We start from the raw sequence: 26,072 nt of genomic DNA, 5'->3' as shown, positions 1-26,072 counted from the left end.
CATGACCGAAGTGCCGGTGATCACCGAGATCACCGGCCCGAGTGAGACCTACATCAAGCGGCTTCTCGCCGCGGGCATCCTTCCGACGAGCGAGGGCGTGTCCGCGCTCGGCGATGTCGCCGCAGCCATCGGCGGCACGATGCAGGGGTTGCAGGCCGAAGTGCCGCATGTCCCGCATTTCGACGGCCTCGCTGCGCGCATGCAGGCGTTGCGCGACAGCCTGCCGGAAGCGCGTTCGCAACAGTTCGTGGAGGAAGCGGCAGAAGACCTGCCTGCTTTCGACTTCAGCGAGTTTGCCGACCTGGCGAGCGAAGTCGTGCCGGGCGAGGTGCATGCCGCCCCGGATGCCGCCGCTCCCAAGACTCCGGCGATGTCGCTGGAACGGGAGGCGTTCGAAAGCGTTGCTCTCGGCAGCGCCGGCGCTGCCGTGGAAGTGGCGATTGCCGACACGGATTCCGAGGAAATCGAATACGACGCATCGCCTGTCGATGCGGAACTCCTCGAAGCCGAACGCGCCGAAGCCGAACGTGCCGAAGCCGAGCGTGCCGAAGCCGAGCGCGCCGAAGCCGAGCGCGTCGAAGCCGAACGCGTCGAAGCCGAACGCGTCGAAGCCGAACGCGTCGAAGCCGAACGCGTCGAAGCCGAACGCGCCGAAGCCGAACGCGTCGAAGCCGAACGCGTCGAAGCCGAGCGCGTCGAAGCCGAACGCGTCGAAGCCGAACGTGCCGAAGCCGAACGTGCCGAAGCCGAACGCGCCGCAGCGGAAGAGGCCGAGCGCCTTGCCGCGGAGGAAGCCGAGTACGCCCGCCTCGAGGCCGAATACGCCGAAGCCGCGCGCGTGGCGGCTGAGCAGGCCGAGGCCGAGCGTCTCGCCGCGGAACAGGCGGCCGAAGAGGCGGCGCGCGTCGAAGCCGCACGCGTTGCCGAGGAAGAACGTCTCGAAGCCGAGCGTCTGGCCGAAGAGCAGGCGGTTGCGGCCAAGGCCGCTGCCGATGCGGAAGCCGAAGCCGTGCGCCGTGCCGAGGAAGTCCGCGAAGCCGAGGAGCGCGCCCAGCGCGAGGCGGCCGCCGCCGCTGCCGCGTTGGCGGCCGCGACGACCTTGCCGGAACCCGAACCCGCGGTCGCCGCAATCCTGGCGCAGGCCCGGGCCGGCAGCGAAGACCCGGACGAAGTCCTCGACCTAACCGGGCTGGATCCCGAACTCGTCGACATCTTCGTGGAAGAAGGTGCCGACCTGCTGGATCATTCCGACGGCCTGCTCGCCGAACTGCGTGCAGCGCCCGATTCCCGCGAACCGCTGATCGGCCTGCAGCGCGACCTGCATACGCTCAAGGGCGGCGCGCGCATGGCCGGCATCATGGCCGTGGGCGAACTCGGCCACACCATGGAGTCGCTGCTCGAGGCCGTGGTGGAAAACCGCGTCGAGCTCGGCAGCGATGGCGTGCCTTTGCTCGAACGCGGCTTCGACCGCCTGCATGCGATGGTCACGCGCGTCGGTGCGCGCCAGGCCATCGCAATGCCGGAAGCGCTCATCGCCGAATTCGACGCGCGTTCGCGCGGCCGGCACGCGGCCGTCTCCATGGACGCCGCGGTGGAAGCTCCCGCGCACCCCGCCGCACCGGTGCCGCTGGAACTCAAGCCGCTGTCCGCTCCGATGGTCGACGCGCCGCAGGGCGACGAAGACGATGTCGGCGCGCGCGCGCCGCAGGAACAGGTGCGCATCCGCGCCGACCTGCTGGACCGCCTCGTCAACTACGCCGGCGAAGTCGCGATCTACCGCGCCCGCCTGGAACAGCAGTTGGGTGCGTTCCGTGCCGCGATCGCGGAAATGGACCAGACCAACGTGCGCCAGCGCGACCAGCTGCGCCGCCTGGAAATCGAAACCGAAGCGCAGATCATCGCGCGCTTCCAGCGCGAACACGACACGGCCGATGCGACGTTCGATCCGCTCGAGCTCGACCGTTTCTCGACCCTGCAGCAGTTGTCGCGTGCGCTTGCCGAATCGGCGGCCGACCAGACCAGCCTGCAGATCACGCTGGACGATTTGACTCGCCAGTACGAAACCCTGCTGCTGCAGCAGTCCCGCGTGAGCTCGGAACTGCAGGAAGGCCTCATGCGCACGCGCATGGTGCCGTTCGACTCGCTGGTTCCGCGCCTGCGCCGCGTCGTGCGCCAGGCCGCGGGCGAAACCGGAAAGCAGGCCCAGCTCAAGCTCGGCAACGCCCAGGGCGAACTCGACCGCAACGTCCTCGACCGCATGACCGCGCCGCTGGAGCACATGCTCCGCAACGCGATCGCGCACGGCCTGGAAAAGCCGGAAAAACGCAAGAAGGCGGGCAAGGCGGAAGAGGGCGCGATCAGCATCGCGATCCGCCGCGAAGGCTCGGAAGTCGTCCTGGAAGTCGCCGATGACGGCGCCGGCCTCAATCGCGAAGCGATCCGCAAGCGTGGTGAGGAACGCGGCCTGGTGCGCCAGGACGCTGTCCTGAGCGACAACGACCTGGACATGCTGATCTTCGAGCCGGGCTTCTCGACGGCCGATGAAGTCAGCCGCCTCGCCGGACGGGGCGTCGGCATGGACGTGGTCGCATCGGAAGTCCGCCAGCTCGGCGGCACGATCGATATCGATTCCAAGCCAGGCGAAGGCACCCGATTCACCCTGCGCCTGCCGCAGACGCTCGCCGTCACCCAGGCGGTGTTCGTGCGCATCGGCGAGACGACCTTCGCCGTGCCGATCGCATCGGTGCGCGGCGTCGGCCGCATCCCGCGCGACCAGCTGCAGGCAGGGGCCGCATACCAGTACGGTGGCGAAGACTATCCGGTGCACGACCTCGGCACGCTCGTCGGTCATGCCACGGCGAAGGCCGAAGGCCAGATGCAGATGCCGCTGCTGCTGATCCGTGCCGGTGACCTGCGTGCGGCGGTCAGCGTCGACCAGGTGGTAGGCAACCGCGAAATCGTGGTGAAGCCGGTGGGTCCGCAGGTCGCATCGGTCCCGGGCATCTTCGGCGCCACGATCATGGGCGACGGCAGCGTCGTGGTGATCCTGGACGTCGCGCCGCTCGTGCGCCGCCAGGTCGTGCTCGCTCCGGAGTACCTGCCGGCCGCGCCTGCCGTCGAAACCCGCCGCATTCCGATGGTCATGGTGGTCGACGACTCCGTCACCATGCGCAAGGTCACGGGCCGCGTCCTGGAGCGCAACAACTTCGAGGTGCTCACCGCGAAGGATGGCCTCGATGCGCTGGAGAAGATGATCGAGCACGTGCCCGACCTGATGCTCCTCGACATCGAAATGCCGCGCATGGATGGCTACGAACTCGCCACGGCGATGAAGGCCGACCCGCGCCTGCGCAACGTGCCGATCGTGATGATCACCTCGCGTACCGGCGAGAAGCACCGCCAGCGCGCGTTCGACATCGGCGTGAACCGCTACCTGGGCAAGCCGTACCAGGAGCCGGAATTGCTGCGCAACGTATTCGAACTGCTAGGGATAGCGCGCACACATGAGTAACAACGCCCGCCGCGTCGCGTTGCTGGCCCGCCCCGGCGCGGCCCGCGACCGCATGCGTGAGGCACTGGACCAGGCCGGCGCCAACATCGTGCTGGAAGCCGACCCGGCCACGAGCGAGCAGGAGGCGGTGCTTTCCGCCCAGCCCGACGTGGCCCTGATTGTGCTCGACGCCGCCACGGACGAAGCGCTCGAGCGCTTCGACGGCGTGCTGTCGAATCCTCGGATCGAGGTCCTCTTCGAGGAAGCCGAACTCGCCCTCGGGCGCGTCGGATGGGACGCGGCGCGCTGGGTGCGCCACCTTCGCGCCAAGCTAGGGCACGCCGACAGCGTGCTTCCGCCCGGCCGGGGAACGATGGCGGACGATGCTGCATCGCCGCTTGCCTCGGTCATCCCGCCGCTGCCGGAACTCGCGCCCGCGACGGAGACGTCGCTCGCCAACGACGATGCGGCGGAAGAGACGCCACCGCCGTCCGCCATCCCGCCGCTGCCGGACGACGCGTTCCTGGGAGGACTGTCCCTCACGAACGAGGACGCGGTGGAAGAAACTTCATCGTCGGCCGGGTTCGTCATTCCGCCGCTGCCGGAAGCGGCGCCCACGATGGAACTGTCGCTCGCCGACGACGATGCCGTCGCGCCGATCGACGTGCACTCCGACATGGACCTGGTCGCCATCGAACTGGGTGACGAGGCCACGCACTACGTCCACGAACACGGTGCGGATACGCTGCCGCCCTTCGTAGGCAAGCTGGAACTCGAACTCGCGGACGACACCCCGACCGAGATCAGTATCGAGGGGCTGCAATTCGACGACGACCAGCCGGCCGACGCCAGCCGGTTCCGCAGCGACATGGCCGACCTGCATTCGCGCATCGCGGAGATGGAACTGGTCGAGGATCGGACGACCGCGTCCACGCGCGGCGCGGTGCTGATCATGGCGGGCATCGGAGGTCCTGACGCCGTCCGCCAGTTGCTGGGCGCGCTGCCGGAAGGTTTTCCGCGCGCCGTGCTGGTCCAGCAGCGCCTCGACGGCGGCCACTACGACAAGCTGGTCGCACAGATGCAGCGCGCCACCACGCTGCCGGTGAAGCTCGCCGCCAGCGGAGACGCGCTGCAGGGCGGCACGGTCTACATCCTGCCGCCGACGCTCGGCGTGGCCGAACTCGGCCAGGAGCTCGTTTTCAACGAATCACCGGCGGAGCTGCTGGCATCGCTGCCGGCCAACGACAGCGCGGTGCTGCTGCTGAGCGGTGCAGACCCGGCCCAGGTCGATACCGTGATGAAGATGGCCGCGGCCGGCACGCTGGTGGCGGGCCAGGCGCTCGACGGCTGCTATGACGTGGCCGCGCCGGCAGCGCTGGCTTCACGGGGCGGCCAGGCCGGCAAACCCCAGGAGCTCGCGCTCCGACTCGCCGAGCGCTGGCACTGAGCACGCACTAGAAGAATCCGGAAACGTCGATGAACACCCAGCACCAGAACGCCCAGCCCAATGACATCCGAGGCGTCCTCATCGCGGTGGCGCGCGCGCGGCTGCTGCTGCCCAACGCCACCATCGCCGAGGTGTTGTCCTTCGCACCGCCGTCGCCCGTGGAAGGCGCACCGGACTGGCTGCTGGGCCGCATCCGCTGGCGCGGCTGGGAACTGCCTTTGATCGCATTCTCGCGGATGGCGGACATCGCCCCGGAGGCGGGCGGCCTGGGCAGCAAAGTGGTGGTCCTCAAGGCGCTCGGCGGCGATGCCAAGTCTCCATACTTCGCGATCCTGACCCAAGGCTTCCCGCGGCTGGTCACGGTGTCCACCGATCGCCTCCTGCACGAACCCGACGAGCATCTGCCGCGCGGCGTCCACGCCCGCGTATGGCTCAATGAGGACGAGGCGTTCGTTCCCAATCTCGAGGCGATCCAGGCCCTGATCGGCGATGCGCTCGCCCAGGCGCAGGCGGCCTGACACCAGTAGGGCCGAGGCCGGCGTCGCTTGCTCCGGCCTTTGACTCGGGCAAACGCCTGCCACTGATCGGATCTTGCGGGGCCGCTGCCGGGGTCAGCGATGCATGCGCGAGCGCCGTGGTTGGGCGCCGTTGATTCCGCGGTCTCCTTCGCGCAGGACGCAGCGCAACGCGACGCTCCGCCAGTTCAGGACTTCACGTGCTGCTCCCCGGCTACGCCAGGTCGCCGAACCGCGATTGGAGCGCGGCGATCGCCGCCAGTCCGGCGGTTTCCGTGCGCAGGATGCGCGGACCCAGGCGCAGCCCTTGGAACCCGGCTTCCTGCAGTTGCGTGTGATCGGCCGGCGACCATCCGCCCTCCGGGCCCACGGCCAGCACGACGCCGGTCGTCGCGTCGATGTCGAGCGTTCCGGACGCGAGTTTGCCGTCCGGGTCGAGGATCAGCCGCACGCCGCCCGCAGGGAGCGCGGCCAAGGCCGCAGCGAGCGGAACAGGCGCGGCCACGGCGGGCACGCGAACGCGCCCGCACTGCTCGCAGGCGGACACCACCACGCCGCGCCAGTGCGCCAGGCGCTTCTCCGCGCGGTCGCCATCGAGCTTCACTTCGCTGCGCTGCGACCACAGCGGCGCGATGGCGGCGACACCGAGTTCGGTCGCCTTCTGCAGGATTAGGTCCATCTTCTCGCCGCGCGCCACGCCTTGGAGCAACGTAAGCCGCAGCGGCGACTCGTTGTCGACGTCGCGCGCCGCACCGACGGCGACGCGCAACTGGCGCTTGTCCTGGGCCACGATGCGTGCCGGGTAGTCGTGCCCATCGCCGTTGAACAGCACGCATTCGTCGCCGACCTTGAGCCGCAGCACGCGCGCGAGGTGTTGCGCCGCATTCTCGGGCAATGCCAGCTCGATGCCCTGCGCAAGGGGCGCGTCGACGTGCACGCGGGTCGTGCGCATCAGCCGGCCTCCGTAGTCGCGTCGTCGATCGCCTGGCGCGTGACGCTGGCCAGGAAGCGGAGCGCCTCGTCGTCGATGCAGTAGGGCGGCATCCAATAGAGGATGTCGCCAAGCGGGCGCAGCAGCACCCCGCGCGCGAGCGCGGTGCGGTAGGCGCGCAGGCCCACGCGTGACGCCGCCGCGAAGGGTTGGCGCCGGTCGCCGCCCTTGGCCAGTTCGAACGCGACGATCATCCCGGCCTGGCGCACGTCGGCGACGTGCGGGTGGTCGGCCAGCGGCAGTGCCAGCTCACGCATGCGCGTCGCGGTGACGCGGTTGCGCTGGATCACGTCGTCGCTGGCAAAGATGTCCAGCGAAGCCAGCGCCGCGGCACAGGCGAGGGGATTGCCGGTGTAGCTGTGCGAATGCAGGAACGCGCGCTCGCGGGAGTCGTCAAGGAAGCCGTCGTAGATCGACTGCGTCGCCAGCACCGCCGCCAACGGCAGCGCGCCGCCGGTGAGCCCTTTCGACAGGCACAGCAGGTCCGGCTGGACCCCGCCCGATCCGCCAATGCGAGCATCGGCGGGGGCCTGCTCGCAAGCGAACAACGTCCCGGTGCGGCCGAATCCAACCGCGATCTCGTCGGCGATCAGGAACACCCCGTGCGCATCGCAAAGTTCGCGCGCCAGGCGCAGATACACGGGGTCGTGCATCCGCATCCCACCGGCGCATTGCACGCGCGGTTCGAGGATCAGCGCGCAGACTTCGCCGGCATGGCGTTCCAGCAGCTCGCGCAAGCCTTCCGCCGCGAACGCGGCGCGCTGCGCGGGCGTCTCCCCGGCCGCGCACAGGTAGGCGTCAGGCGAGGGCGCGAACAGCGCTTCGGCGAGCAGCGGCGCATACACGCGGCGGTACAGCGGGATGTCGCCCACGGCGAGGGCGCCGAGGGTCTCGCCGTGGTAGCCGTTCTCCAGCGCGATGAACTTGGTCCGCCCCAGCTCGCCACGGTTGCGGAACCAGTGGAACGCCATCTTCAACGCCACTTCGACGCCCGCCGAACCGTTGTCGGCGTAGAACACCTTGGCCAGCGGCGCGCGGCCGCCCTGTCGCGGCGCGATTTCCAGCAACCGTTCGGCCAGTTCGACCGCCGGCGCATGCGAGCAGCCGGCGAGGATGACGTGTTCCAGCGTGGACGCCTGGCGGGCGATCGCGGCGGCGATGCGGGGCTCGGCATGGCCGAACAGGTTGGTCCACCAGCTGCTGATCGCGTCGAGGTAGCGCCGCCCGTCGCGACCAACCAGCCAGGGGCCTTCGCCGCGCGCGATCGGCAGCAATGGCAGCGTGTCGGGGTGTTCGCGCATCTGCGTGCACGGGTGCCACAGCACGGCCAGGTCGCGCGAACGCCATGCATCCGCGTCCGCTATCATCGCTTCATCGTGAGCATTGTCCTGCATCCCGCCATTATCGCAGTCCCGGGGGCCGCTACGCCGCGCCCGCGGCCATGCCCGCGCCGCCGGGGAGGTGGCCGGTGACGCACCGCCTGCCGACCATCCACCGCATCACCGAGCACGACGCCGGTCCCTACCGGCTGGAGCGCCTCGAGCTGGAGTTCGCCAATGGCGAGCGCCGCAACTACGAGCGCCTGCACGGCCGCGGGCATGGTGCCGTGGTCGTGGTGCCGATGCTCGATGCCGACACGGTGTTGCTGGTGCGCGAGTACGCGGCGGGCATGCACCGTTACGAGCTCGGGCTGGTGAAGGGGCGCATCGATGCCGGTGAGACCGCGCTGCAGGCCGCCGATCGCGAACTGAAGGAAGAAGCCGGTTACGGCGCGCGCACGCTGACCCTGCTGCGCGACATCACGCTCGCGCCCACCTACATGAGCCACACCGCGCAGCTGGTCGTGGCCCGCGACCTGTACCCCGAGCGGTTGCCGGGCGATGAACCCGAGGAACTCGAAGTGATTCCCTGGAAGCTGGACGCGCTGCACGAACTGATCCTGCGCGAGGATTTCTCCGAAGGCCGCAGCATCGCCGCGTTGTTCATCGCCCGCGAATGGTTGAGGATGCAGGCGTGATCGACCGGGAACTCCGCGAGGAAGTCATCGCCCTGGCGCAGGATGCCGCCGCCGCGATCCTCGGCATCTACGACAGCGAGTTCGCGGTCGAGCACAAGGACGACAACTCCCCGCTGACCGCGGCCGACCTGGCCGCGCACCGCTGCATCGTGGAGGGCCTGGCGCGCATCACCCCGGACATCCCGGTGCTATCGGAAGAGTCGGCGCACGAAGTCGCCACGGACGAGCGGCGTCGCTGGAAACGCTTGTGGCTGGTCGATCCGCTCGACGGCACGCGTGAGTTCGTGAAGCGCAACGGCGAGTTCACCGTCAACATCGCCCTGATCGAAAATGGCGTGGCCGAGTTCGGCGTGGTGCAGGCGCCGGTGACCGGGCAGCTCTGGCACGGCGGCGCCACGCTCGGCGCGTTCCTGCGCGAGAACGGCCGCGACTCGGCGCTGCGCGCGCGCGCTCCGGCTACCGCACCGCTGCGCGTCGCCGCCAGCCGTTCGCACCGGGATGCCCGTACCCAGGCGTTCATCGACCGCATGGGCGAGGTCGAACCGGTCGGACTGGGGTCGTCGCTCAAGTTCTGCCGCATTGCCCAAGGCACGCTCGACGTCTATCCGCGTTTCGGCCCGACCAACGAATGGGATACGGCGGCGGGCCAGTGCGTCCTGGAGGGCGCGGGCGGGGCGCTGTTCGACCCGCTGGGGCGGCCGTTCCGTTACAACCAGCGCGAGCGCGTGCTCAACGGCGACTTCGTCGCCCTGGGCGATGCATCGCTGCCCTGGCGCAGCTGGCTGGCGTGATCCGATGAACCGACTTCCGCAAGACCACCGCGACATCCACACGCTGATCGAGATCATGCGACGCCTGCGCGATCCGCAGGACGGCTGTCCCTGGGACGTGGAGCAGACCTTCTCGACCATCGCGCCTTACACGATCGAGGAAGCCTATGAAGTCGCCGACGCGATCGACCGCGACGACCTGCACGCACTGAAGGACGAACTGGGCGACCTGCTGCTGCAGGTCGTCTTCCATGCGCGCATGGCGGAAGAACAGGGCGATTTCGCCTTCGGAGACGTCGTCGCCGCGATCAGCGACAAGATGATCCGCCGGCATCCGCACGTGTTCGCCGACGCCACGGTCGAGGATGCGCAGGCGCAGACCGCGGCGTGGGAAGAGCAGAAGCGGCGCGAGCGCGAATCATCGGGCCACGAGGACGCGTCCGCGCTCGCCGGCATCGCCCGGGGCCTGCCGGAATGGCAGCGCGCGGTGAAGCTGCAGAAGCGCGCGGCGACGGTCGGCTTCGACTGGCCCGACATCACGCCGGTGATCGCCAAGCTGCACGAGGAGATCGAGGAGGTGCGCGCCGAGTTCACCGCGGTCGCCGCGAACCCGGCGGACATGGACGCGCGCGACAGGTTGGAGGACGAGATCGGCGACCTGCTGTTCGTGGCCGCCAACATCGCGCGCCACGCCAAGGTGGATGTCGGCAGCGCAATGCGCCGCGCCAACCTCAAGTTCGAGCGGCGTTTCCGCGCCATGGAAGCGCTGGCGGACGCCGACGGCCACGCGCTTGCCGCGCTCCCGCTGGAAGCGCAGGATCGTTACTGGAACCGGGCCAAGGACGACGAGAAGCGCCCGGCAACCACGCCGAGTGCCCATGGTGCCGATGCCGCGCGCGCGGCCGGCAAAGGCACGGCGCCCAAGTAAGGTTTCCTGCAACCTGCCCGATGAGGCCGGAACCCATGCGCCAGTTCTCGAGCTTTCGCGACTTCTATCCGTTCTACCTCGGCGAGCATGTCAATCGCACCTGCCGTCGCCTGCACTTCATCGGCAGTTGCGGCGTGCTCGCGCTGCTCGCGCTCGCGATCTGGAACCGCAACGCCTGGTTCGTGCTCGGCGCGCTGGTGTGCGGTTACGGCTTCGCCTGGATCGGCCACTTCTTCTTCGAGAAGAACCGGCCCGCGACCTTCAAGCATCCCTTCTACTCGTTCGCCGGGGATTGGGTGATGTTCAAGGACATCCTCATCGGCCGGATCCGGCTCTGAAAATCCACATGCCAGCGCTTGCCGCGGTGCGGGCGCCCGCGTGCCGGCCGGTCACTCACTCCTGGAAGATCAGCCACGCCGCCACCACGATCAGGGCGAAGCCGGCCCAATGGTTCCACTTCAGCGGCTGGCCCAGGTACCACGTGGAGAAGCCCGCGAAGACCAACAGCGTGATCACCTCCTGCATGCCCTTGAGCTGGGGCGCGGAATACATCGCGCTGCCCAGACGGTTGGCGGGCACCATCAGGCAGTACTCGAACAGGGCGATGCCCCAGCTCGCGGCGATGGCGAGGGCGAGCGGGGCCGACTTGTAGCGCAGGTGCCCGTACCAGGCGAAGGTCATGAACACGTTGGAGGCGATCAGGAGGAGGGCAGGCGCGAGGCGTTCGAGCATGGGATGGCGTTTCCGGCGGGTGTGGCGGGTAGAAAGATGAATGAATTCAGACTGTTGGCGCGATCTTCACGGAGCGTCTACCCTCGGCGGTGCAGTTTCACAAACCTGAAGTCGAACTGGAGCTTCTGGTCATGCAGTCAACACGCGACGGCGGTTTGGTCCTGATCGTCGAGGACAACCGCAACATCTCCGAAATGGTGGGCGAGTACCTCGAAGGGCGCGGTTTCGAGGTGGATTTCGCGGCCGACGGCCTCGACGGGTATCGCCTGTCCACCGAAAACAGCTACGACGTGATCGTGCTCGACCTGATGCTGCCGCGCATGGACGGCATCGAGGTCTGCAAGAAGCTGCGCGAGGAAGCGCGCAAGTCCACGCCGGTGCTGATGCTCACGGCCCGCGACACGCTGGACGAGAAGCTCAACGGCCTGTCCGTAGGCGCCGACGATTATCTCACCAAGCCATTCGCGATCCAGGAACTGGAGGCGCGCCTGCGCGCGCTGATCCGTCGCGAGCGGCGCCAGGTGGGCGGCGAGGTGCTCAAGGTCGCCGATCTCGTGCTGGATCCCGCCAGCCTGCGGGTGACCCGCGGCGGCACCGAACTGCAACTGTCGCCCATCGGCCTGCGCCTGCTCACGATCCTGATGCGCGAGTCGCCGCGCGTGGTCAGCCGCCAGGAGATCGAACGCGAGATCTGGGGCAACGGCCTGCCGGATTCGGATACGTTGCGCAGCCACCTCTACAACCTGCGCAAGACGATCGACAAGCCGTTCGACAAGCAGTTGCTGCATACGGTGCAGAGTGCGGGTTACCGGGTGGCGGACATATCGCAGCCGCCGGACTGACCACCCGTCATGCCGCAGGGGCTGCCCCGGAAGGTAAAACTCGCCTTCATCGCCCAGGCGCTCATCGCGAGCGTCGTGCTCTGCCTCTTCATGCTGGCGGTGGGATTGGCCGTGCGCCAGTCGGTCGTGGTCTGGGTGGTCCACCGCGAGGCGGCCCAGTTCTGGAAACAGAAACCCAGCGGCGTCGGGGAGGCCCTCCTGCGGGGTCGGGCGATCCACAGTTACTTCGACCCTGCGGAGGGCGACTTCGCCGCCTTGCCGCCGACCATGCGCGACCTGGACAAGGGCCTGAACCAGTTGTCCTTCAGCCAGTTCGCCTATGTCGAGGACACGCCGGCGGGCCGCTTTGTCGTGACGCTCGACACCGAAGTGATCGACATGGTCATCGCGTGGACCATATTGGGCGCGTTGCTGTTTGCGCTGTTCACTTCCTACGCCATGGCCTGGCTGACCTATCGCACGACCAAGCGGATGGTCGCGCCCGTCAGCTGGCTCGCGGACCTCGTTGCCAGTTGGGACCCGCGCGCACCTGACACCAGCCGCATCCGCCCGGGCGCGCTGCCGGCCGATTCGGGCAGCGAGGTACGCCAGCTCACCGGCGCGCTCACCGGCCTGGCCGACCGCGTTTCCGACTTCGTGCAACGCGAGCGCGACTTCACCCGCGATGCCAGCCATGAACTGCGTACGCCCCTGACCGTCATCCGCGTCGCCACCGACCTGATGCTCGCCGATCCCGACGCAAGCGAGCGCCAGATCCGCTCGCTGGCGCGCGTCCAGCGCGCAGGCCGCGACATGGAGGCAGTGATCGACGCGTTCCTGATCCTCGCGCGCGAGGCGGAGATCGAGCCGCTGAGCGAGGAATTCGACGTGCGCGAGGTGATCGCGCACGAGGTGGCGCGCGTGCAGCCGCTGCTGTCGGGCCGGCCGATCGACCTGGAGGTCGTGGACGAAGGCGCGCCAAAGTTGTTTGCACCGCCGCACGTGCTCGCGGTGATGGTGGGCAATTTACTGGGCAATGCGGTGCGCTTCACCGATTCGGGCCGCATCGTGCTGCTGCTGGCGCCCGAGCGCATCGAAGTGCGCGACACCGGCGTGGGCATGACGCCGGAAACCCTGATCAAGGCATTCGATCCGTTCTACCGGGCCGATCCCGCGCGCGAGGAAGGTCGCGGCATGGGGCTGTCGATCGTGCGCCGCCTTGGCGAGCGCTTCGGCTGGCCGGTGAGCCTGCAAAGCCAGCCGGGCCAGGGCACGGTCGCAACCATCCGCTTCGGCTGATCGGGTCTCGCCGGTTGCCGCTTTGCCTGATCGGGCGGCAACGCCGCAATCGTAGACCGCGTCGGGGCTTGTCAACCGCGCGCCCTTTCGCGCGTTATTTTCCTCGCCTTCCTATTGCCCCGTTCAATGAGCGCCACCCGCAAGCCATCCCGCGTCCGCAAACCATCCGGCTGGACCGCGCGCGTCGCCGCCGCCGCGATCGCACTCGCCGTCATCGCCGGCGCTGCCTACTTCTGGCGCCACCGCAGCAACGAGGAAGCGGCCTCCGCCTACCGCACGGCGAAAGTCGACCGCGGCGACATCCGCGTCACCATTTCCGCCACCGGCGCCTTGAACGCGACCTCGCAAGTTGACGTGGGCAGCCAGATTTCCGGGCAGGTCACCGACGTGCTGGCCGACTACAACGACCACGTCAGCAAGGGCCAGGTGATCGCGCGCATCGACCCGAGCACGTACGAGGCGCAGATCGCGCAGGGCAACGCGCAGGTCAACAGCGCGCGCGCCGGCCTCGCCACCGCGCAGGCAACGCTGCGCAACGCCGAGGCCGACTACAACCGCAAGGCCGAACTCGCCCAGCAGCAGCTGATCGCACGCGGCGACCTCGACCTCGCGCGCGCCGCACGCGACCAGGCCCGCGCGCAGGTCGCATCGGCGCAGGCGCAGATCAGCCAGCAGACCGCGTCGACCCAGACGTCGCGCTTGAACCTGCAACGCACCGTGATCCGTTCCCCCGTCGACGGCGTGGTGCTGTCGCGTTCGATCGAGCCCGGGCAGACGGTCGCGGCGAGCCTGCAGGCGCCGGTGCTGTTCCAGATTGCCGAGGACCTGTCGCAGATGGAGATCCTGCTGGCCGTCGACGAAGCCGACATCGGGCAGGTCAAGCCGGGGCTAGGCGTGGACTTCACCGTCGATGCCTTCCCCGAGCGCCGCTTCCGCGGCAAGGTGAAGCAGGTCCGACTGGCGGCGACCAATACCAGCAACGTCATCACCTATCCGGTCGTCGTTGCGGTGGACAACAGCGACCAGTCGTTGCTCCCGGGAATGACCGCCAACGCCGAGATCGAGGTCAGCCACCGCGACAATGTCCTGCGTGTCAGCAATGCGGCGCTGCGCTACAAGCCGGACGAGGAAGGTGCCAACGCCGCGCAGTCCGGTGGCGGCCGCGGCAACTTCGCCCAGGATTTCGCGCGCATCGCCGGCACGCTCAAGCTGGACGCCCGCCAGCAGGCCGCCTTCGACGCGGCGTTGGCGGCGATTCGCCAGCGCGCAGCGGCGCGGCAGGCGGCGCCGGCGCAACAGCAGGGCGCGGGCCTGTTCGGCCGCGGGCCCGGAGGCGGTCCGGGCAGTGGCGGCAATCGCAGTGGCAATGGCGGCGGCAATGCCGGTGCGATGCGCCAGCGCATGGCCGAACGTTTCAGCCAACAGTTCGCTGCATTCAAAGCCACGCTCGACGACAACCAGCAGGCGCGATGGGACAAGCAGGTCGCCGCGCTGCTGGGTTCGCGCCGTGCGCCGCTCTACAAGCTCGTCGACGGCAAGCCACAGGCCGTGACCGTGCGCGTGGGCGCATCCGACGGCAGCAATACCGAAGTGTCCGGCGACCTGCGCGAAGGCGATGAAGTGATCGTCGGCAGCGGGCGCGCGGCCAAATGAGCGCAGCCGCCGACAGCCGCGATGTTGCCGGGACGGTCATCGAAACCCGGGGACTGGGCAAGGTGTATGCCGCCGGGAGCGCGGCTGAAGTGGTCGCGCTGCGCGACGTCGACCTGCGCATCGGAAGCGGCGAATTCGTGGCGATCATGGGGCCGTCGGGTTCGGGCAAGTCCACGCTGATGAACCTGCTGGGTTGCCTGGACACGCCCTCCAGCGGGAGCTACCTGTGCGATGGCATCGACGTGGCCACGCTCGACGCGGAAGAACGAGCCGCGTTGCGGCTGGAGAAGATCGGTTTCGTCTTCCAGGGCTTCAACCTGCTGCCCCGCATGAGCGCACTGGAGAACGTGGCGATGCCGATGGGCTACGCCAACGTGCCGCGCGAGGAACGCTTGCAGCGCGCCCGCGCGGCGCTGGAGTCGGTCGGACTGGGCGACCGCGCCGATCACCGCCCCAGCGAACTGTCCGGCGGCCAGCAGCAGCGCGTCGCGGTGGCGCGCGCCCTGATCAACCGGCCGCCGATCCTGCTGGCCGACGAACCGACCGGCGCCCTCGACAGCAGGACCGGCGAGGAGATCCTCAAGTTGTTCAAGCGCCTGCAGCAGGACGACCACACCGTCGTGCTGATCACCCACGACCCCGACGTGGCCACGCACTGCGACCGAATCTTCCTCATGCGCGATGGGCGAATCAACGCGTAAAGCCGATGCCCTATCGGCATCGGCTGCGGTGATGAGCGCCCGGCCATGGATGGCCGGGCAGGAAGTTGCAGCACGGCAAGTCCGCGCCACGGACGGCACCTGGAAGCCTGGAGAAATGAACCCGTGAACTTCCTCGAAATCCTCCGCACCGCCGTCTTCGCCCTGCGCGGCAACTGGCTGCGCAGCGCGCTGACTTCGCTGGGCGTGATCATCGGCATCGCGGCGGTCATCGTGATGGTGTCGGTGGGGCAAGGCACGCAAAGGGAAATCGACAAGCTTGTTTCCGGGCTGGGCTCCAACCGGCTCGACATCGGCGGGGCCGGCGGTTTTGGCGGCGGTGGTGCGCGCGTCGCCGCAGGCAGTCGTTACACGCTGGACGAAGCCGATGCCCAGGCGATCCGCGACGAAATCCCGGAAGTGCAATACGTCGCCGCGATGCTGCGCGGTGGCACCCAGGTGGTGTACGCGGAGAGCAACTGGTCGACCCAGTGGCAGGGCGTGCAGCCCGATTTCTTCGCCATCAACGGCTGGGAGGTCGGCAGCGGGAACGGATTCGACACGCGCGACTACAACGGCGCCAAGTCGGTGATCCTGGGCGAAACCGTGCGGCGCGAGTTGTTCGCGGACGAGGACGCCGTCGGCCAGACGGTACGCATCGGCCGCGTACCGTTCACCGTGGCCGGCGTGCTCAGGCCCAAGGGCCAGGGCGGTTTCGGCCAGGACCAGGACGACATCGTCCTGGTACCGCTGGAAACCGCGCGCCGCCGCCTGATGGGCGCCGCCAACGTGCCGCCGGGCGCGGTGCAGCAGATCGCGCTGGGCGTGGCCCGCGCCGAGGACGTCAACTACGTGCAGGACGAGGTCGAGGCGCTGCTGCGCCAGCGCCACAGGATCCAGCCGGGCGACGAGGACGACTTCAGCGTGCGCAATATCGCCGAGGTCGTGGCCACGCGCACGCAGACCACCCGGCTGATGTCGCTGCTGCTCGGCGCCGTGGCGACGATCTCGCTGGTCGTGGGCGGCATCGGCATCATGAACATCATGCTGGTGTCGGTGACCGAGCGGATCCGCGAGATCGGCCTGCGCATGGCGGTGGGCGCGGGGCCCTCGGACATCCGCCGGCAGTTCCTCGCCGAGGCCATGCTCATCTCGCTGATCGGCGGGGTGATCGGCATCGCGTTGGGGGTGGTGGGCGCGCTGCTGGTGGGCCGCTTCGGCTCGCTGCCGGTCGCGCTGAACGGACAGGTGATTGCACTGGCGGCAGGCTTCTCGATCGCCACCGGCCTGTTCTTCGGTTATTACCCGGCGCGCAAGGCCTCCCAACTGGATCCGATCGAGGCGCTGCGGCAGCAGTGACTTCCTGCGCACGGATCCCGGCCCGCGGGCCGACTATGCTTGGACGGTCATGACCAACCGAGGCCTGCCATGCGCCACCTTCCCGCCCTGCTGCTCGCATTTGCCGCCATGAGTGCCCACGCCGCCGACAAACCCCGGACCGCACTGGTGATCCATGGCGGCGCCGGCGTGATCGAACGCAGTGCGTTGAGTTCGAACGACGAACGCGAGATCCGCGCCGTGCTCAACCGCGCGCTGGATGCGGGCAATGCCGTGCTGGCCAAGGGCGGCAGCGCGCTCGACGCGGTGGAGGCGGCGATCGTGGTGATGGAGGAGTCGCCGCAGTTCAACGCCGGCAAGGGCGCCGTGTTCAACGCCGAGGGCAAGCACGAGCTCGATGCATCGATCATGGAAGGCCACACCCGCCGCGCCGGGGCGATCGCCGGCGTCACCACGGTGCGCAATCCGGTCAGGCTGGCGCGCGCGGTGATGGAACACAGCCCGCACGTGATGCTCGCAGGCGCTGGAGCGGAGAAATTCGCCGACGGCCGGCCGGAAATCGAGCGCGTGGCCAACAACTGGTTCGACACCGAGCGCCGCCGCAAGCAGCTCGAAGAGGCGCAGGCGAAGGAAAAGGCCGGAGCGGCGATCGTCGAGAAGGGCAAGTACTTCGGCACCGTCGGCGCCGTCGCGCTTGATGCGCAGGGCCACATCGCCGCGGCCACGAGCACCGGCGGGATGACCAACAAGCGCTGGGGCCGGGTGGGCGATTCGCCGATCATCGGCGCAGGGACCTGGGCCGATGAGCGCTGCGGCGTGTCCGGCACCGGCTGGGGCGAGTTCTACATCCGCAACGCGGTCGCCCACGACATCTGCGCGCGCGTGGCGTACCGCGGCGATGCGCTGGCTGCGGCGGCCGACGAGGTCATCAACAAGATCGTGCCCGCGAGCGGCGGCGATGGCGGCGCGATCGCACTGGACCGCGACGGCAACATCGCGATGCCCTTCAACACCTCGGGCATGTACCGTGCCTGGCTGAAGCCGGATGGCACCCGCGGGACCGCGATTTTCCGCGACGAGCACTGAGCGGCGGCGGGCGCAGCACGCGTCCCGCAAATTGCGCACTGGCCGGGCGGCGGTTTGCGGTGCCGGCAATCCCGCGCGGCCGGGGCGGGTGGTGGGGCCTTATGGCAGAATCTCAGGCTGATCGCGGCTTTCCGGCCGCTTCGCCCGGCCCCGTTCGCGGCCGTCCAGACCGCCCACGACATGCCCCTCCCGCTGCCCGCCACGTTCCAGGAGCGCCGCCATGGCTGATGCCATCGGACATCTCCCGCGCCACCCCTCACGCATCCTCAAGGCGGCCAAGTGGTCGATGCAGGGCCTGCGCGCCGCCTGGAAGCATGAGTCGTCCTTCCGGCTCGAGGTCTACCTGTTCGTGGTGCTCGCGCCGCTGGGCTGGTGGCTGGGCCAGACCCCGGTGGAACGCATCCTGCTGATCGGCTCGATGCTGCTGGTGCTGAGCACCGAACTGCTGAACTCGGCGATCGAGGCGGTGATCGAGCGCTACGGCGCCGAGTTCCACGAACTGGCCGGACGCGCCAAGGATATGGGTTCTGCGGCGGTGTTCGTGCTGATGATGAACGTGCTGCTGGTGTGGGGCGCGATTCTCCTGCCCCGCGTCCTGTAATCCGATCCCCTTGCCAGACCCGATGGCGGACCCACGGCCCGCCGAACCGAGAACGTGCTCGTGATTGAACTGCTGACCGACCCGCAAACCTGGATCACCCTGATCACCCTGAGCGCGATCGAAATCGTGCTCGGCATCGACAACCTGGTGTTCATCTCGATCGCGGTCAGCAAGCTGCCGCTGGTGCAGCGCGAGAAGGCGCGCAAGTTCGGTATCGCCGTCGCCTGCCTCACGCGTATCGGCCTGCTGCTGACCCTTGCCTGGCTGGCGGGGCTGACCACGGACCTGTTCCACGTGTTCGGCCAGGGCATCTCGATGCGCGACCTGGTGCTGATCCTGGGCGGCGTGTTCCTGCTGGTGAAGGGCTCAAGCGAGATCAAGGACCTGATCGTCGGTGAAGCCGAATCCGAAGACGTGCACACCCGGCCGGCGGTTTCCTTCATGGGCGTGATCGCGCAGATCGCGGTCATCGACATCGTGTTCTCGCTGGATTCGGTCATCGCCGCGGTCGGCATGGCCAACCAGACCCCGGTGATGGTCGCGGCGATCCTGCTCGCGGTCGGGGTGATGCTGCTGGCGGCGACGCCACTGGGCCACTTCATCGAGCGCAACCCGACGATCAAGATGCTGGCACTGGCATTCATCGTGCTGGTCGGCGTGTACCTGATCGCCGACGGCTTCGGCCTGCACATCCCGAAGGGCTACATCTATGGCGCGATGGGGTTCTCGGCGCTGGTGGAATGCCTCAACCTCTGGGCCAAGCGCAACGCGCTGCGGCGGATCGAGGCGGATTGACCTGTGCGCGCGGACCGGCCGCGAGGCCGACCCGGGCGCATTGAATTCCGCCGGTGCTTGCCCCACCGTGGAGGCGACGCCCGAGCCATCACGCCGGCTTAATTCCGGCCGATGCCGTAATGCGCGACGAGTCGTTCCAATTGCCATCGCCCACCTAGGGAAACTCCCATGCGCAAGCTGCTCATGACACTGGTCCTGGTTTCGCTCGCCGCCATGCTTTCGGGCTGCGGCTACAACACCATCCAGCAGAAGGACGAGGCGGTGAAGGCCTCCTGGTCGCAGGTCCTCAACGTCTACAAGCGGCGCGCCGACCTGGTGCCCAACCTGGTCGCCACCGTGCGCGGCTACGCCACCCACGAGCAGCAGGTCCTTACCCAGGTCACCGAAGCGCGCTCGAAGGTGGGCAGCATCAACGTCAATGCTGAAGACCCGGCCTCGCTGCAGCAGTTCCAGCAGGCGCAGGGCGAGCTGCAGAGCGCGATCAGCCGCCTGCTGGTGGTGAGCGAGAACTACCCGCAACTCAAGGCCGACCAGAACTTCCTGCAGCTGCAGGCGCAGTTGGAAGGAACGGAGAACCGCATCGCGGTGGAGCGCCAGCGCTACATCACCGCGGTGCAGGACTACAACACGTACATCCGTTCGTTCCCGCAGAACCTCACGGCGATGATGTTCGGGTACAAGACCAAGCCGAACTTCACGGTCGAGAACGAGCAGCAGATCCAGGAAGCACCGAAGGTTGATTTCGGCCAGCCGGCCCCCGCGCAGCAGCCGCCGGCGCAACCCGCTCCCGCGCAGCAGCCGGCCCAACAGCCCGCGCCGTCGGGCGGCTGACCCAGGGAACGTAGCCGCCGATGCTCAGACGGCTGCTCGCACTGGTCCTGTTCCTGCTCGCCTGCGCGGCCGCGCAGGCGCAGCAGCTGGCCGCGATTCCGGCGCTCACCGGCCCCGTCATCGACACCACGATGACCCTGGACGCGGCGACGAAGCAGCAGCTCGAGGCCCAGGCGCTCGCCCTGCAACAGCGCAAGGGCAGCCAGCTGCAGGTCCTGGTCGTCCCTACGACCGAACCGGAAGACATCGCCCAGTACGCCGTGCGTGCCTTCGACCAGTACCAGCTCGGCCGCAAGGGCACCAATGATGGCGTCCTGCTGGTCGTGGCGAAGGACGACCGTCGCGCGCGCATCGAGGTCGGCTATGGGCTGGAAGGCGCCATCCCCGATGCGACGGCGATCCGCGTGATCACCGAATACATGACCCCGAAGTTCCGCGCCGGCGATTTCAACGGCGGCCTCATCGACGCGACCGCGGCGCTGGTCAAGCTGATCGACGGCGAGGAGTTGCCCGCGCCGCTGGTGGAGCAGCGACCGCAGCGCCAGGGCCGCGGTAGCGGTTTCCTGTTTGCGCTGTTCGCGGCCTTCATCGTCGCGCAGGTCGCCCGCGCCTTCCTCAATCCCGTCCCCTCCTTCCTGCGCGGCCTGCTGGGCGGTGTCGCAGCGGGCGGGGTCGCCTGGCTGATTTCGTCGCTGGCGCTCGTGGGCGGGTTGGGGGGAATCATCGGCTTCCTGGTGGGCCTGGCCAGCATGCCGCGCGGGCGCCATGCCGGTCACGGCGGCTGGGGCGGTTTCGGCGGTGGCGGCGGCTGGGGCGGTGGTGGCTTTGGCGGCGGCGGGTTCGGCGGCGGCGGTGGCGGCTGGTCCGGCGGTGGTGGCATGAGCGGGGGCGGTGGCGCCTCCGGCAGCTGGTAGGAGACGCGATGCGACTGCTCAGGCACCTGTTCGCCATGCCCTCGCAACGGCTGTTCGCCGCCGATGCACTGCAGCGCATTGCCGCCGCGATCGCCGCCAGCGAGGCGCGGCACACCGGCGAGATCCAGTTTGCCGTGGAAAGCGCCCTGCATCCGCGCGCGGTGCTGGCGGGCATGCAGGCGCGGGATCGCGCGCAGGAAGTCTTCGCCCAGTTGCGGGTCTGGGACACGCGCGCCAACAACGGCGTCCTGCTGTACCTGCTGCTGGCCGACCATCGCATCGAAGTCGTGGCCGACCGCGGCTTCGAGGGCCTGGTCACGCCGGAGCAATGGCGCGGGGCGTGCCTGCTGATCGAGGAGCGCCTCAAGGCGGGTGAGCCCGAGGCCGCTGTGCTGCGCGGCCTGGAAGCGCTGTCCGCGCTGGTCGAGGCGCATTTCCCGCGCGAGGCGGGCTATGTCGACGACAACGAGCTGCCGGATACCCCGCACCTGCTGTAAGCGCCGCGCCGGCCTGCACGAAACGTTGCGCGTTCGGCGGCAGCAGTGCCGAGTCTGGCCGCGTCCTGCGGCACAATACGGCGTCCTCCGTGGAGCGCTATTGCCGCATGAGCTTCCTGCACCAGATCGATCCCATCGCCCTCGACCTGGGCACCTGGAACCTGCCGGTCCTTGGCAGCGTGCACCCGCAGATCCACTGGTACGGAATCATGTACCTGCTCGCGTTCATCGCCGCGTGGTGGCTGGGGCGGCGTCGCGTGCACGAGGGACGCCTGCCGGGGGTCGACGAGCAGGCCTACGGCGATCTCGTCTTCTATTGCGCATTGGGCGTGGTCCTGGGCGGGCGCCTCGGCTACATCCTGTTCTACGACCTGGCCACGTATCTCGACCAGCCCCTGCAGGTATTCAAGATCTGGCAGGGCGGCATGAGCTTCCATGGCGGACTGCTGGGCGTCGTCGTTGCGGCGTGGTGGTGGTCGCGCCGGCACAAGCTGCATCTGTTCGACACCGTCGATTTCATCGCGCCGCTGGTGCCCCCGGGATTGGGCTTCGGCCGCCTCGGCAATTTCATCAATGGCGAGCTGTGGGGCAAGTCGACCGACGCCGCCTGGGGCGTGGTGTTCCCGTCGGCGCCTGAATTGCAGGGACTGTCGATGCAGCAGATCCAGGCGCAGTTCGCCACCGGCGCACTCGACCAGTTCGCGCGACATCCGTCGCAGCTGTACCAGGCCGGGCTCGAGGGCCTGGTGATGTTCGTGGTGCTGTGGTGGTACTCGCGCAAGCCGCGTCCGCGCTATGCGGTGTCCGGCGTGTTCGCGCTGCTGTACGGGATCTTCCGCTTCGTCGTCGAGTTCGTGCGCGTGCCCGACGCCCAGATCGGCTACCTGGCATTCGGCTGGCTGACGATGGGGCAGGTGTTGAGCCTGCCGCTCATCGCGCTGGGGCTTTTCCTGCTCTGGCAGTCGCGGCGTTCGCCGACGCTGCGGCCGGCCCTTTCGCAGTAAGGAGACGCATGGGATGAAGCAGTACCTGGAACTCCTTCGCCACGTCCTCGAGCACGGCACGCAAAAGTCCGACCGTACCGGCACCGGTACGCGCAGCGTGTTCGGCTGGCAGATGCGCTTCGACCTCAACCAGGGCTTCCCGCTGGTCACCACCAAGAGGCTGCACCTGCGCTCGATCGTGCACGAATTGCTGTGGTTCCTGAAAGGCGAGACCAACATCGCCTACCTCAAGGACAACAAGGTTTCGATCTGGGACGAATGGGCCGACGCCGAAGGCGAGCTCGGGCCGGTGTACGGCAAGCAGTGGCGCCGCTGGGCGGCCGCCGACGGCAGCGAGATCGACCAGATCCGCTGGGTGGTCGAGGAGATCAAACGCAACCCGGATTCGCGCCGCCTGATCGTCTCGGCCTGGAACGTCGCCGACCTGCCGAAGATGGCACTGATGCCGTGCCACACGATGTTCCAGTTCTACGTCGCGGACGGAAAGCTCAGCTGCCAGCTCTACCAGCGCAGCGGTGACATCTTCCTCGGCGTGCCGTTCAACATCGCCAGTTACGCACTGCTCACCCACATGGTCGCTCAGGCCTGCGGACTGGGCGTGGGCGATTTCGTGCACACGCTCGGCGATGCGCACCTGTATTCGAACCACTTCGAGCAGGCGCGCGAGCAACTGGCGCGCGAGCCACGCGCATTGCCGCGGCTGCGTCTGAATCCCGACGTGCGTGACATCTTCGCATTCACCTACGACGACATCGCGATCGAGGCCTACGACCCGCTGCCGGCAATCAAGGCGCCGGTAGCGGTCTGATCGTGGCGTCCTGGCCTTCGATGCGCATTGCCTTGCTGGCGGCACTCGACCGCAACCGCGGCATCGGCCGCGACAACGCGCTGCCATGGCGCCTGCCGGACGACCTCAAGCGCTTCAAGGCGCTGACGCTGGGCAAGCCGGTACTGATGGGGCGCAAGACGGCGCTGTCGCTGGGGCGCGCGCTGCCGGGCCGGCAGAACCTGGTGCTCACCCGTTCCGGGCAGGTTCCGTTCGAGGGCATGCAGGCGGTGGCTTCGCTCGACGAAGCGCTGCAGCGGGTGAAGGAAGCAAGGGCGGACGAGCTGTGCGTGATCGGCGGCGGCGAGATCTACGCACTGTGCCTGCCCGAGGCCACCCACCTGCATCTCACCCACGTGGACCTGGTCGTCGACGGTGCGGATGCATTCTTCCCGGCATTCGCGGCGGAGGACTGGCAGGTCACGGCACGCGAGCGGCACCCGGCCGACGCGAAGCACGAGTTCGCGTTCGAGTTCGTCGACTACTGCAGGGTCGGCAACGCGGCCTGAAGTTGGTTTCGCGGCCGACAGTGGCCACGAGCGGTTGTCATCTTGCCGGCGGCCGGTGATACGGCGGCCGCGGCTTGGGCGGGTTTGCGGGCACGTCGCGTCCTGGCACCTGCACGACGCGCAGCTCGTCGGTGTCCAACTGCAGCGCGGTGAGCTTGCCACCCCACACCGCGCCAGTATCGATCGCGTGCACGCCGTGGCCGATGAACAGACCCAGGGTCGACCAGTGCCCGCAGACGATCTTGAGGTCGCGCTCGACACGTCCCGGTACCTCGTACCAGGGATAGAAGCCAGGCTGTTGCGTGCCCGGTGCGCCCTTGTCCTCGAACCCGATGCGGCCGCGTGGCGTGCAATAACGCAGGCGCGTGAACACGTTGATGATCGCGCGGTGGCGGTCGACACCGGCCAGCTTCGGATGCCATGCCGGCTTGTCGCCGTACATGTTCTTCAGCAGGCGGCCGGGCTGGTCGCCGTGCAGGCGCTCCTCGACCTCGCGCGCATGCCGCTCGGCCATCGTCGTGGTCCACTTGGGCGCGAGGCCTGCGTGCACCATCATCCAGCCGAGCGAGCGGTCCGCGTGCACCAGCTTCTGCATGCGCAACCAGCCGATCAATTCGTCGCGGTCGGGCGCGAACAGCACGCCCTGCAGGTCGGGATTGACCTTGCGCTGCTCCTCCTCGCGCCGCTCGCTGATGGCGAGCAACGAGAGGTCGTGGTTGCCGAGTACGACGATGCTGTTGGCACGCAGCGAGTGCACCAGGCGCAACGTCTCGACCGACTGGCCGCCGCGGTTGACCAGGTCGCCGCAGAACCACAGGGTGTCGCGCGCAGGATCGAACGCGAGTTTTTCCAGCATCCGCTGCGTCGCGTCGTAACAGCCCTGGAGGTCGCCGATCGCCCAAACACTCATGTCAAGGCCGCCATCAGTGCAGGGTCCGCGGAATGGTCAGGGTAAAGGCGGGAATCGGTGCCTCGAAGCGCGTGCCGTCGTCGGCCAACATCTGGTAGCCGCCATGCATCGTGCCCAGGTCGGTCTCCAGCACCGCGCCGGAGGTGTATTCGAAATCCTCGCCCGGCCGCAGGTAAGGCTGCTCGCCGACGACGCCATCGCCTTCGACTTCCTCGGTCTTGCCGTTGGCGTCGGTGATGATCCAGTGGCGCGTCAGCAGGCGTGCGGGCACCCGGCCGGTGTTGCGGATGCGGATGGTGTAGGCGAAGACGTAGCGATCCTGCTCCGGCTCGGACTGGTCGTCGAGGTAGCGGGTGGCGACATCGATATCGATGGCGTAAGGGCGTTCCATTACCGAAGTGTAGTGCGCGATGCGCGGATCGGGAACGCCGCAGCAACGACGGCGCGCAGTTGCCCCGGTGCCGCCGCGACTGTGAAGCTGGCCCGGTGCCCGAAGATCGTGGCTGGGATGCAGTGCGGGCACTGCGTGCGCCAGCGCCCGGCCGAAGACGCACGAGCGCGCATCCGCACCGTTAGCGCCGGACGCGGCCTCACCCGGAAAGCGAATTCGCCAAGCGGACGAAGCCCGCAACGTCGATCTGTTCTGCGCGTGCATCGGGACGCACGCCGGCGGCCTCGATTGCCGCGGCATCGCACTGCTGCGACAGCGCATTGCGCAGGGTCTTTCGACGCTGCCCGAAGGCATCGCGCACCACGGCTTCGAGCTTCGCCGGGTCGCGGACGCCGATCGTCGAAGGATCGCGCGGGACCATGCGTACTACCGCGGAATCGACCTTGGGCGGCGGACGGAACGCGCCGGGCGGTACGGTGAACAGCGGCGTCACATGGCAGTACGCCTGCAGCATCACGCTGAGGCGGCCATAGACCTTGCTGCCGGGTTCGGCGGCCATCCGATCGACGACTTCCTTTTGCAGCATGAAATGCATGTCCCGGATCGCCGCCGCGTGCTCCAGCGCATGGAACAGGATCGGCGAGGACAGGTTGTAGGGCAGATTGCCCACCAGGCGCAGCCGTGCGTTCTCGCCACCGTTGTGCGCCAGCGCGGTGAAGTCGACGGTCAGCACGTCGCGATGGATGACCTCGAGGGTGCCGTGCGCGCGCGCGGCTTCGGTCAGCGGGAAGATCAGGTCGCGGTCGAATTCGATCACGGTGAGCTCGCCGTGCCGGTCGAGCAGCGGAAAGGTGATCGCGCCCTGGCCCGGCCCGATCTCGACCAGGCGATCGCCCGGCTGCGGATCCACCGCCTGCACGATCTTGGCGATGATCCCGCGTTCGTGCAGGAAGTGCTGGCCGAGGTGTTTCTTGGCCGGTTCGGTGAAGGCAGCGGATCGGGTCATGCG

General features: G+C 68.4%; 28 protein-coding genes. 21 read left to right on the top strand and 7 right to left on the bottom strand.

What is annotated here, in order from left to right; all coding sequences use genetic code 11:
- Positions 1–284 precede the first annotated feature (284 nt).
- The gene (locus tag BP05_RS06905; RefSeq protein ID WP_496362316.1) at positions 285–917 is read right to left on the bottom strand and encodes a pentapeptide repeat-containing protein; all 633 of its coding nucleotides are present in this window, start codon (positions 915–917) and stop codon (positions 285–287) included.
- On the opposite strand from BP05_RS06905, the gene BP05_RS06900 reads away from it, so the two are divergent.
- From BP05_RS06900 to BP05_RS06890, 3 genes are read left to right on the top strand one after another with little or no spacing between them, the layout of a single operon-like run.
- Positions 839–3,511, top strand: coding sequence for a response regulator (locus BP05_RS06900; RefSeq protein ID WP_496362314.1), 2,673 nt, complete (start codon positions 839–841; stop codon positions 3,509–3,511). The two genes, BP05_RS06905 and BP05_RS06900, sit on opposite strands and share 79 nt — an antisense overlap.
- The gene (locus BP05_RS06895; RefSeq protein WP_496361825.1) at positions 3,504–4,937 is read left to right on the top strand and encodes a chemotaxis protein CheB; all 1,434 of its coding nucleotides are present in this window, start codon (positions 3,504–3,506) and stop codon (positions 4,935–4,937) included. The genes BP05_RS06900 and BP05_RS06895 overlap by 8 nt, the downstream gene beginning before the upstream one ends.
- Before the next feature lie 29 nt (positions 4,938–4,966).
- A complete protein-coding gene (locus BP05_RS06890) occupies positions 4,967–5,455 on the top strand; it encodes a chemotaxis protein CheW (protein WP_496361823.1) in 489 nt (162 codons plus the stop codon).
- A gap of 211 nt (positions 5,456–5,666) precedes the next feature.
- On the opposite strand, the gene BP05_RS06885 is transcribed toward BP05_RS06890, so the two are convergent.
- Entirely contained in the window at positions 5,667–6,404 is a 738-nt protein-coding gene (locus BP05_RS06885; protein WP_496361821.1) for a 16S rRNA (uracil(1498)-N(3))-methyltransferase, read from the bottom strand.
- Entirely contained in the window at positions 6,404–7,837 is a 1,434-nt protein-coding gene (bioA, locus tag BP05_RS06880; protein ID WP_496361819.1) for an adenosylmethionine--8-amino-7-oxononanoate transaminase, read from the bottom strand. Before bioA ends, BP05_RS06885 begins: the two co-directional genes overlap by 1 nt.
- A 74-nt stretch (positions 7,838–7,911) precedes the next feature.
- Here bioA and nudE point away from each other — a divergent pair, with 74 nt between their 5' ends.
- From nudE to BP05_RS06860, 4 genes are read left to right on the top strand one after another with little or no spacing between them, the layout of a single operon-like run.
- Entirely contained in the window at positions 7,912–8,460 is a 549-nt protein-coding gene (gene nudE / locus BP05_RS06875; protein ID WP_496361817.1) for an ADP compounds hydrolase NudE, read from the top strand.
- Positions 8,439–9,251, top strand: a complete 813-nt coding sequence (gene cysQ / locus BP05_RS06870; protein ID WP_496361815.1) for a 3'(2'),5'-bisphosphate nucleotidase CysQ — start codon at positions 8,439–8,441, stop codon at positions 9,249–9,251. The genes nudE and cysQ overlap by 22 nt, the downstream gene beginning before the upstream one ends.
- 4 nt (positions 9,252–9,255) lie before the next feature.
- Positions 9,256–10,158, top strand: a complete 903-nt coding sequence (gene mazG, locus BP05_RS06865; protein WP_496361813.1) for a nucleoside triphosphate pyrophosphohydrolase — start codon at positions 9,256–9,258, stop codon at positions 10,156–10,158.
- 35 nt (positions 10,159–10,193) lie between these two features.
- The gene (locus tag BP05_RS06860) at positions 10,194–10,496 is read left to right on the top strand and encodes an Mpo1-like protein (protein WP_496361811.1); all 303 of its coding nucleotides are present in this window, start codon (positions 10,194–10,196) and stop codon (positions 10,494–10,496) included.
- Positions 10,497–10,551: 55 nt separating this feature from the next.
- Here BP05_RS06860 and BP05_RS06855 read toward each other — a convergent pair whose 3' ends face one another.
- On the bottom strand, positions 10,552–10,890 hold the full coding sequence (locus BP05_RS06855; RefSeq protein ID WP_496361809.1) for a DMT family protein: 339 nt from the start codon (positions 10,888–10,890) through the stop codon (positions 10,552–10,554).
- Between the two features lie 131 nt (positions 10,891–11,021).
- Here BP05_RS06855 and BP05_RS06850 point away from each other — a divergent pair, with 131 nt between their 5' ends.
- The 14 genes from BP05_RS06850 to BP05_RS06785 all read left to right on the top strand — a co-directional run bounded on the left by BP05_RS06850 (position 11,022) and on the right by BP05_RS06785 (position 23,762).
- Positions 11,022–11,732, top strand: a complete 711-nt coding sequence (locus tag BP05_RS06850) for a response regulator transcription factor (RefSeq protein ID WP_056134602.1) — start codon at positions 11,022–11,024, stop codon at positions 11,730–11,732.
- Positions 11,733–11,741: 9 nt separating this feature from the next.
- Complete coding sequence (locus tag BP05_RS06845; RefSeq protein WP_496361806.1) at positions 11,742–13,010, top strand: sensor histidine kinase; 1,269 nt, start codon at positions 11,742–11,744, stop codon at positions 13,008–13,010.
- A 126-nt stretch (positions 13,011–13,136) separates the two neighbouring features.
- Positions 13,137–14,663, top strand: a complete 1,527-nt coding sequence (locus BP05_RS06840; protein WP_496361804.1) for an efflux RND transporter periplasmic adaptor subunit — start codon at positions 13,137–13,139, stop codon at positions 14,661–14,663.
- Positions 14,660–15,364 (top strand): ABC transporter ATP-binding protein, encoded by a 705-nt coding sequence (locus tag BP05_RS06835; protein ID WP_496361802.1) that lies wholly within the window; start codon positions 14,660–14,662, stop codon positions 15,362–15,364. Before BP05_RS06840 ends, BP05_RS06835 begins: the two co-directional genes overlap by 4 nt.
- A gap of 123 nt (positions 15,365–15,487) precedes the next feature.
- A complete protein-coding gene (locus tag BP05_RS06830) occupies positions 15,488–16,720 on the top strand; it encodes an ABC transporter permease (protein ID WP_496361800.1) in 1,233 nt (410 codons plus the stop codon).
- A gap of 69 nt (positions 16,721–16,789) precedes the next feature.
- Entirely contained in the window at positions 16,790–17,785 is a 996-nt protein-coding gene (locus tag BP05_RS06825) for an isoaspartyl peptidase/L-asparaginase family protein (RefSeq protein WP_496361798.1), read from the top strand.
- 220 nt (positions 17,786–18,005) lie between these two features.
- Positions 18,006–18,386, top strand: a complete 381-nt coding sequence (locus tag BP05_RS06820) for a diacylglycerol kinase (RefSeq protein ID WP_496361796.1) — start codon at positions 18,006–18,008, stop codon at positions 18,384–18,386.
- A gap of 60 nt (positions 18,387–18,446) precedes the next feature.
- Positions 18,447–19,181, top strand: coding sequence for a TerC family protein (locus BP05_RS06815; protein ID WP_496361794.1), 735 nt, complete (start codon positions 18,447–18,449; stop codon positions 19,179–19,181).
- 168 nt (positions 19,182–19,349) lie between these two features.
- Positions 19,350–20,012: a LemA family protein gene (locus tag BP05_RS06810; RefSeq protein ID WP_496361792.1), complete on the top strand. Its 663-nt coding sequence runs from the start codon at positions 19,350–19,352 to the stop codon at positions 20,010–20,012.
- 20 nt (positions 20,013–20,032) lie between these two features.
- Entirely contained in the window at positions 20,033–20,926 is an 894-nt protein-coding gene (locus tag BP05_RS06805; protein WP_496361790.1) for a TPM domain-containing protein, read from the top strand.
- Between the two features lie 8 nt (positions 20,927–20,934).
- Positions 20,935–21,423 (top strand): TPM domain-containing protein, encoded by a 489-nt coding sequence (locus tag BP05_RS06800; protein WP_496361788.1) that lies wholly within the window; start codon positions 20,935–20,937, stop codon positions 21,421–21,423.
- Between the two features lie 107 nt (positions 21,424–21,530).
- Complete coding sequence (gene lgt, locus BP05_RS06795) at positions 21,531–22,427, top strand: prolipoprotein diacylglyceryl transferase (protein ID WP_496361786.1); 897 nt, start codon at positions 21,531–21,533, stop codon at positions 22,425–22,427.
- A 13-nt stretch (positions 22,428–22,440) separates the two neighbouring features.
- A complete protein-coding gene (locus BP05_RS06790) occupies positions 22,441–23,235 on the top strand; it encodes a thymidylate synthase (RefSeq protein WP_496361784.1) in 795 nt (264 codons plus the stop codon).
- A 20-nt stretch (positions 23,236–23,255) separates the two neighbouring features.
- The gene (locus tag BP05_RS06785) at positions 23,256–23,762 is read left to right on the top strand and encodes a dihydrofolate reductase (protein WP_496361782.1); all 507 of its coding nucleotides are present in this window, start codon (positions 23,256–23,258) and stop codon (positions 23,760–23,762) included.
- Between the two features lie 37 nt (positions 23,763–23,799).
- Here the strand turns inward: BP05_RS06785 and BP05_RS06780 are convergent, their stop codons facing one another.
- From BP05_RS06780 to rsmA, 3 genes are all read right to left on the bottom strand, one after another.
- Complete coding sequence (locus tag BP05_RS06780; protein WP_496361780.1) at positions 23,800–24,672, bottom strand: symmetrical bis(5'-nucleosyl)-tetraphosphatase; 873 nt, start codon at positions 24,670–24,672, stop codon at positions 23,800–23,802.
- Positions 24,673–24,685: 13 nt separating this feature from the next.
- Entirely contained in the window at positions 24,686–25,063 is a 378-nt protein-coding gene (apaG, locus tag BP05_RS06775; protein ID WP_496361778.1) for a Co2+/Mg2+ efflux facilitator ApaG/CorD, read from the bottom strand.
- Between the two features lie 199 nt (positions 25,064–25,262).
- The gene (gene rsmA, locus BP05_RS06770) at positions 25,263–26,069 is read right to left on the bottom strand and encodes a 16S rRNA (adenine(1518)-N(6)/adenine(1519)-N(6))-dimethyltransferase RsmA (protein WP_496361775.1); all 807 of its coding nucleotides are present in this window, start codon (positions 26,067–26,069) and stop codon (positions 25,263–25,265) included.
- Positions 26,070–26,072: the final 3 nt, after the last annotated feature.

This window comes from Lysobacter oryzae DSM 21044 (genome assembly GCF_059568595.1).
Note: the sequence above shows the minus strand (reverse complement) of the source record. Positions and strands in the feature narration are given on the sequence as shown.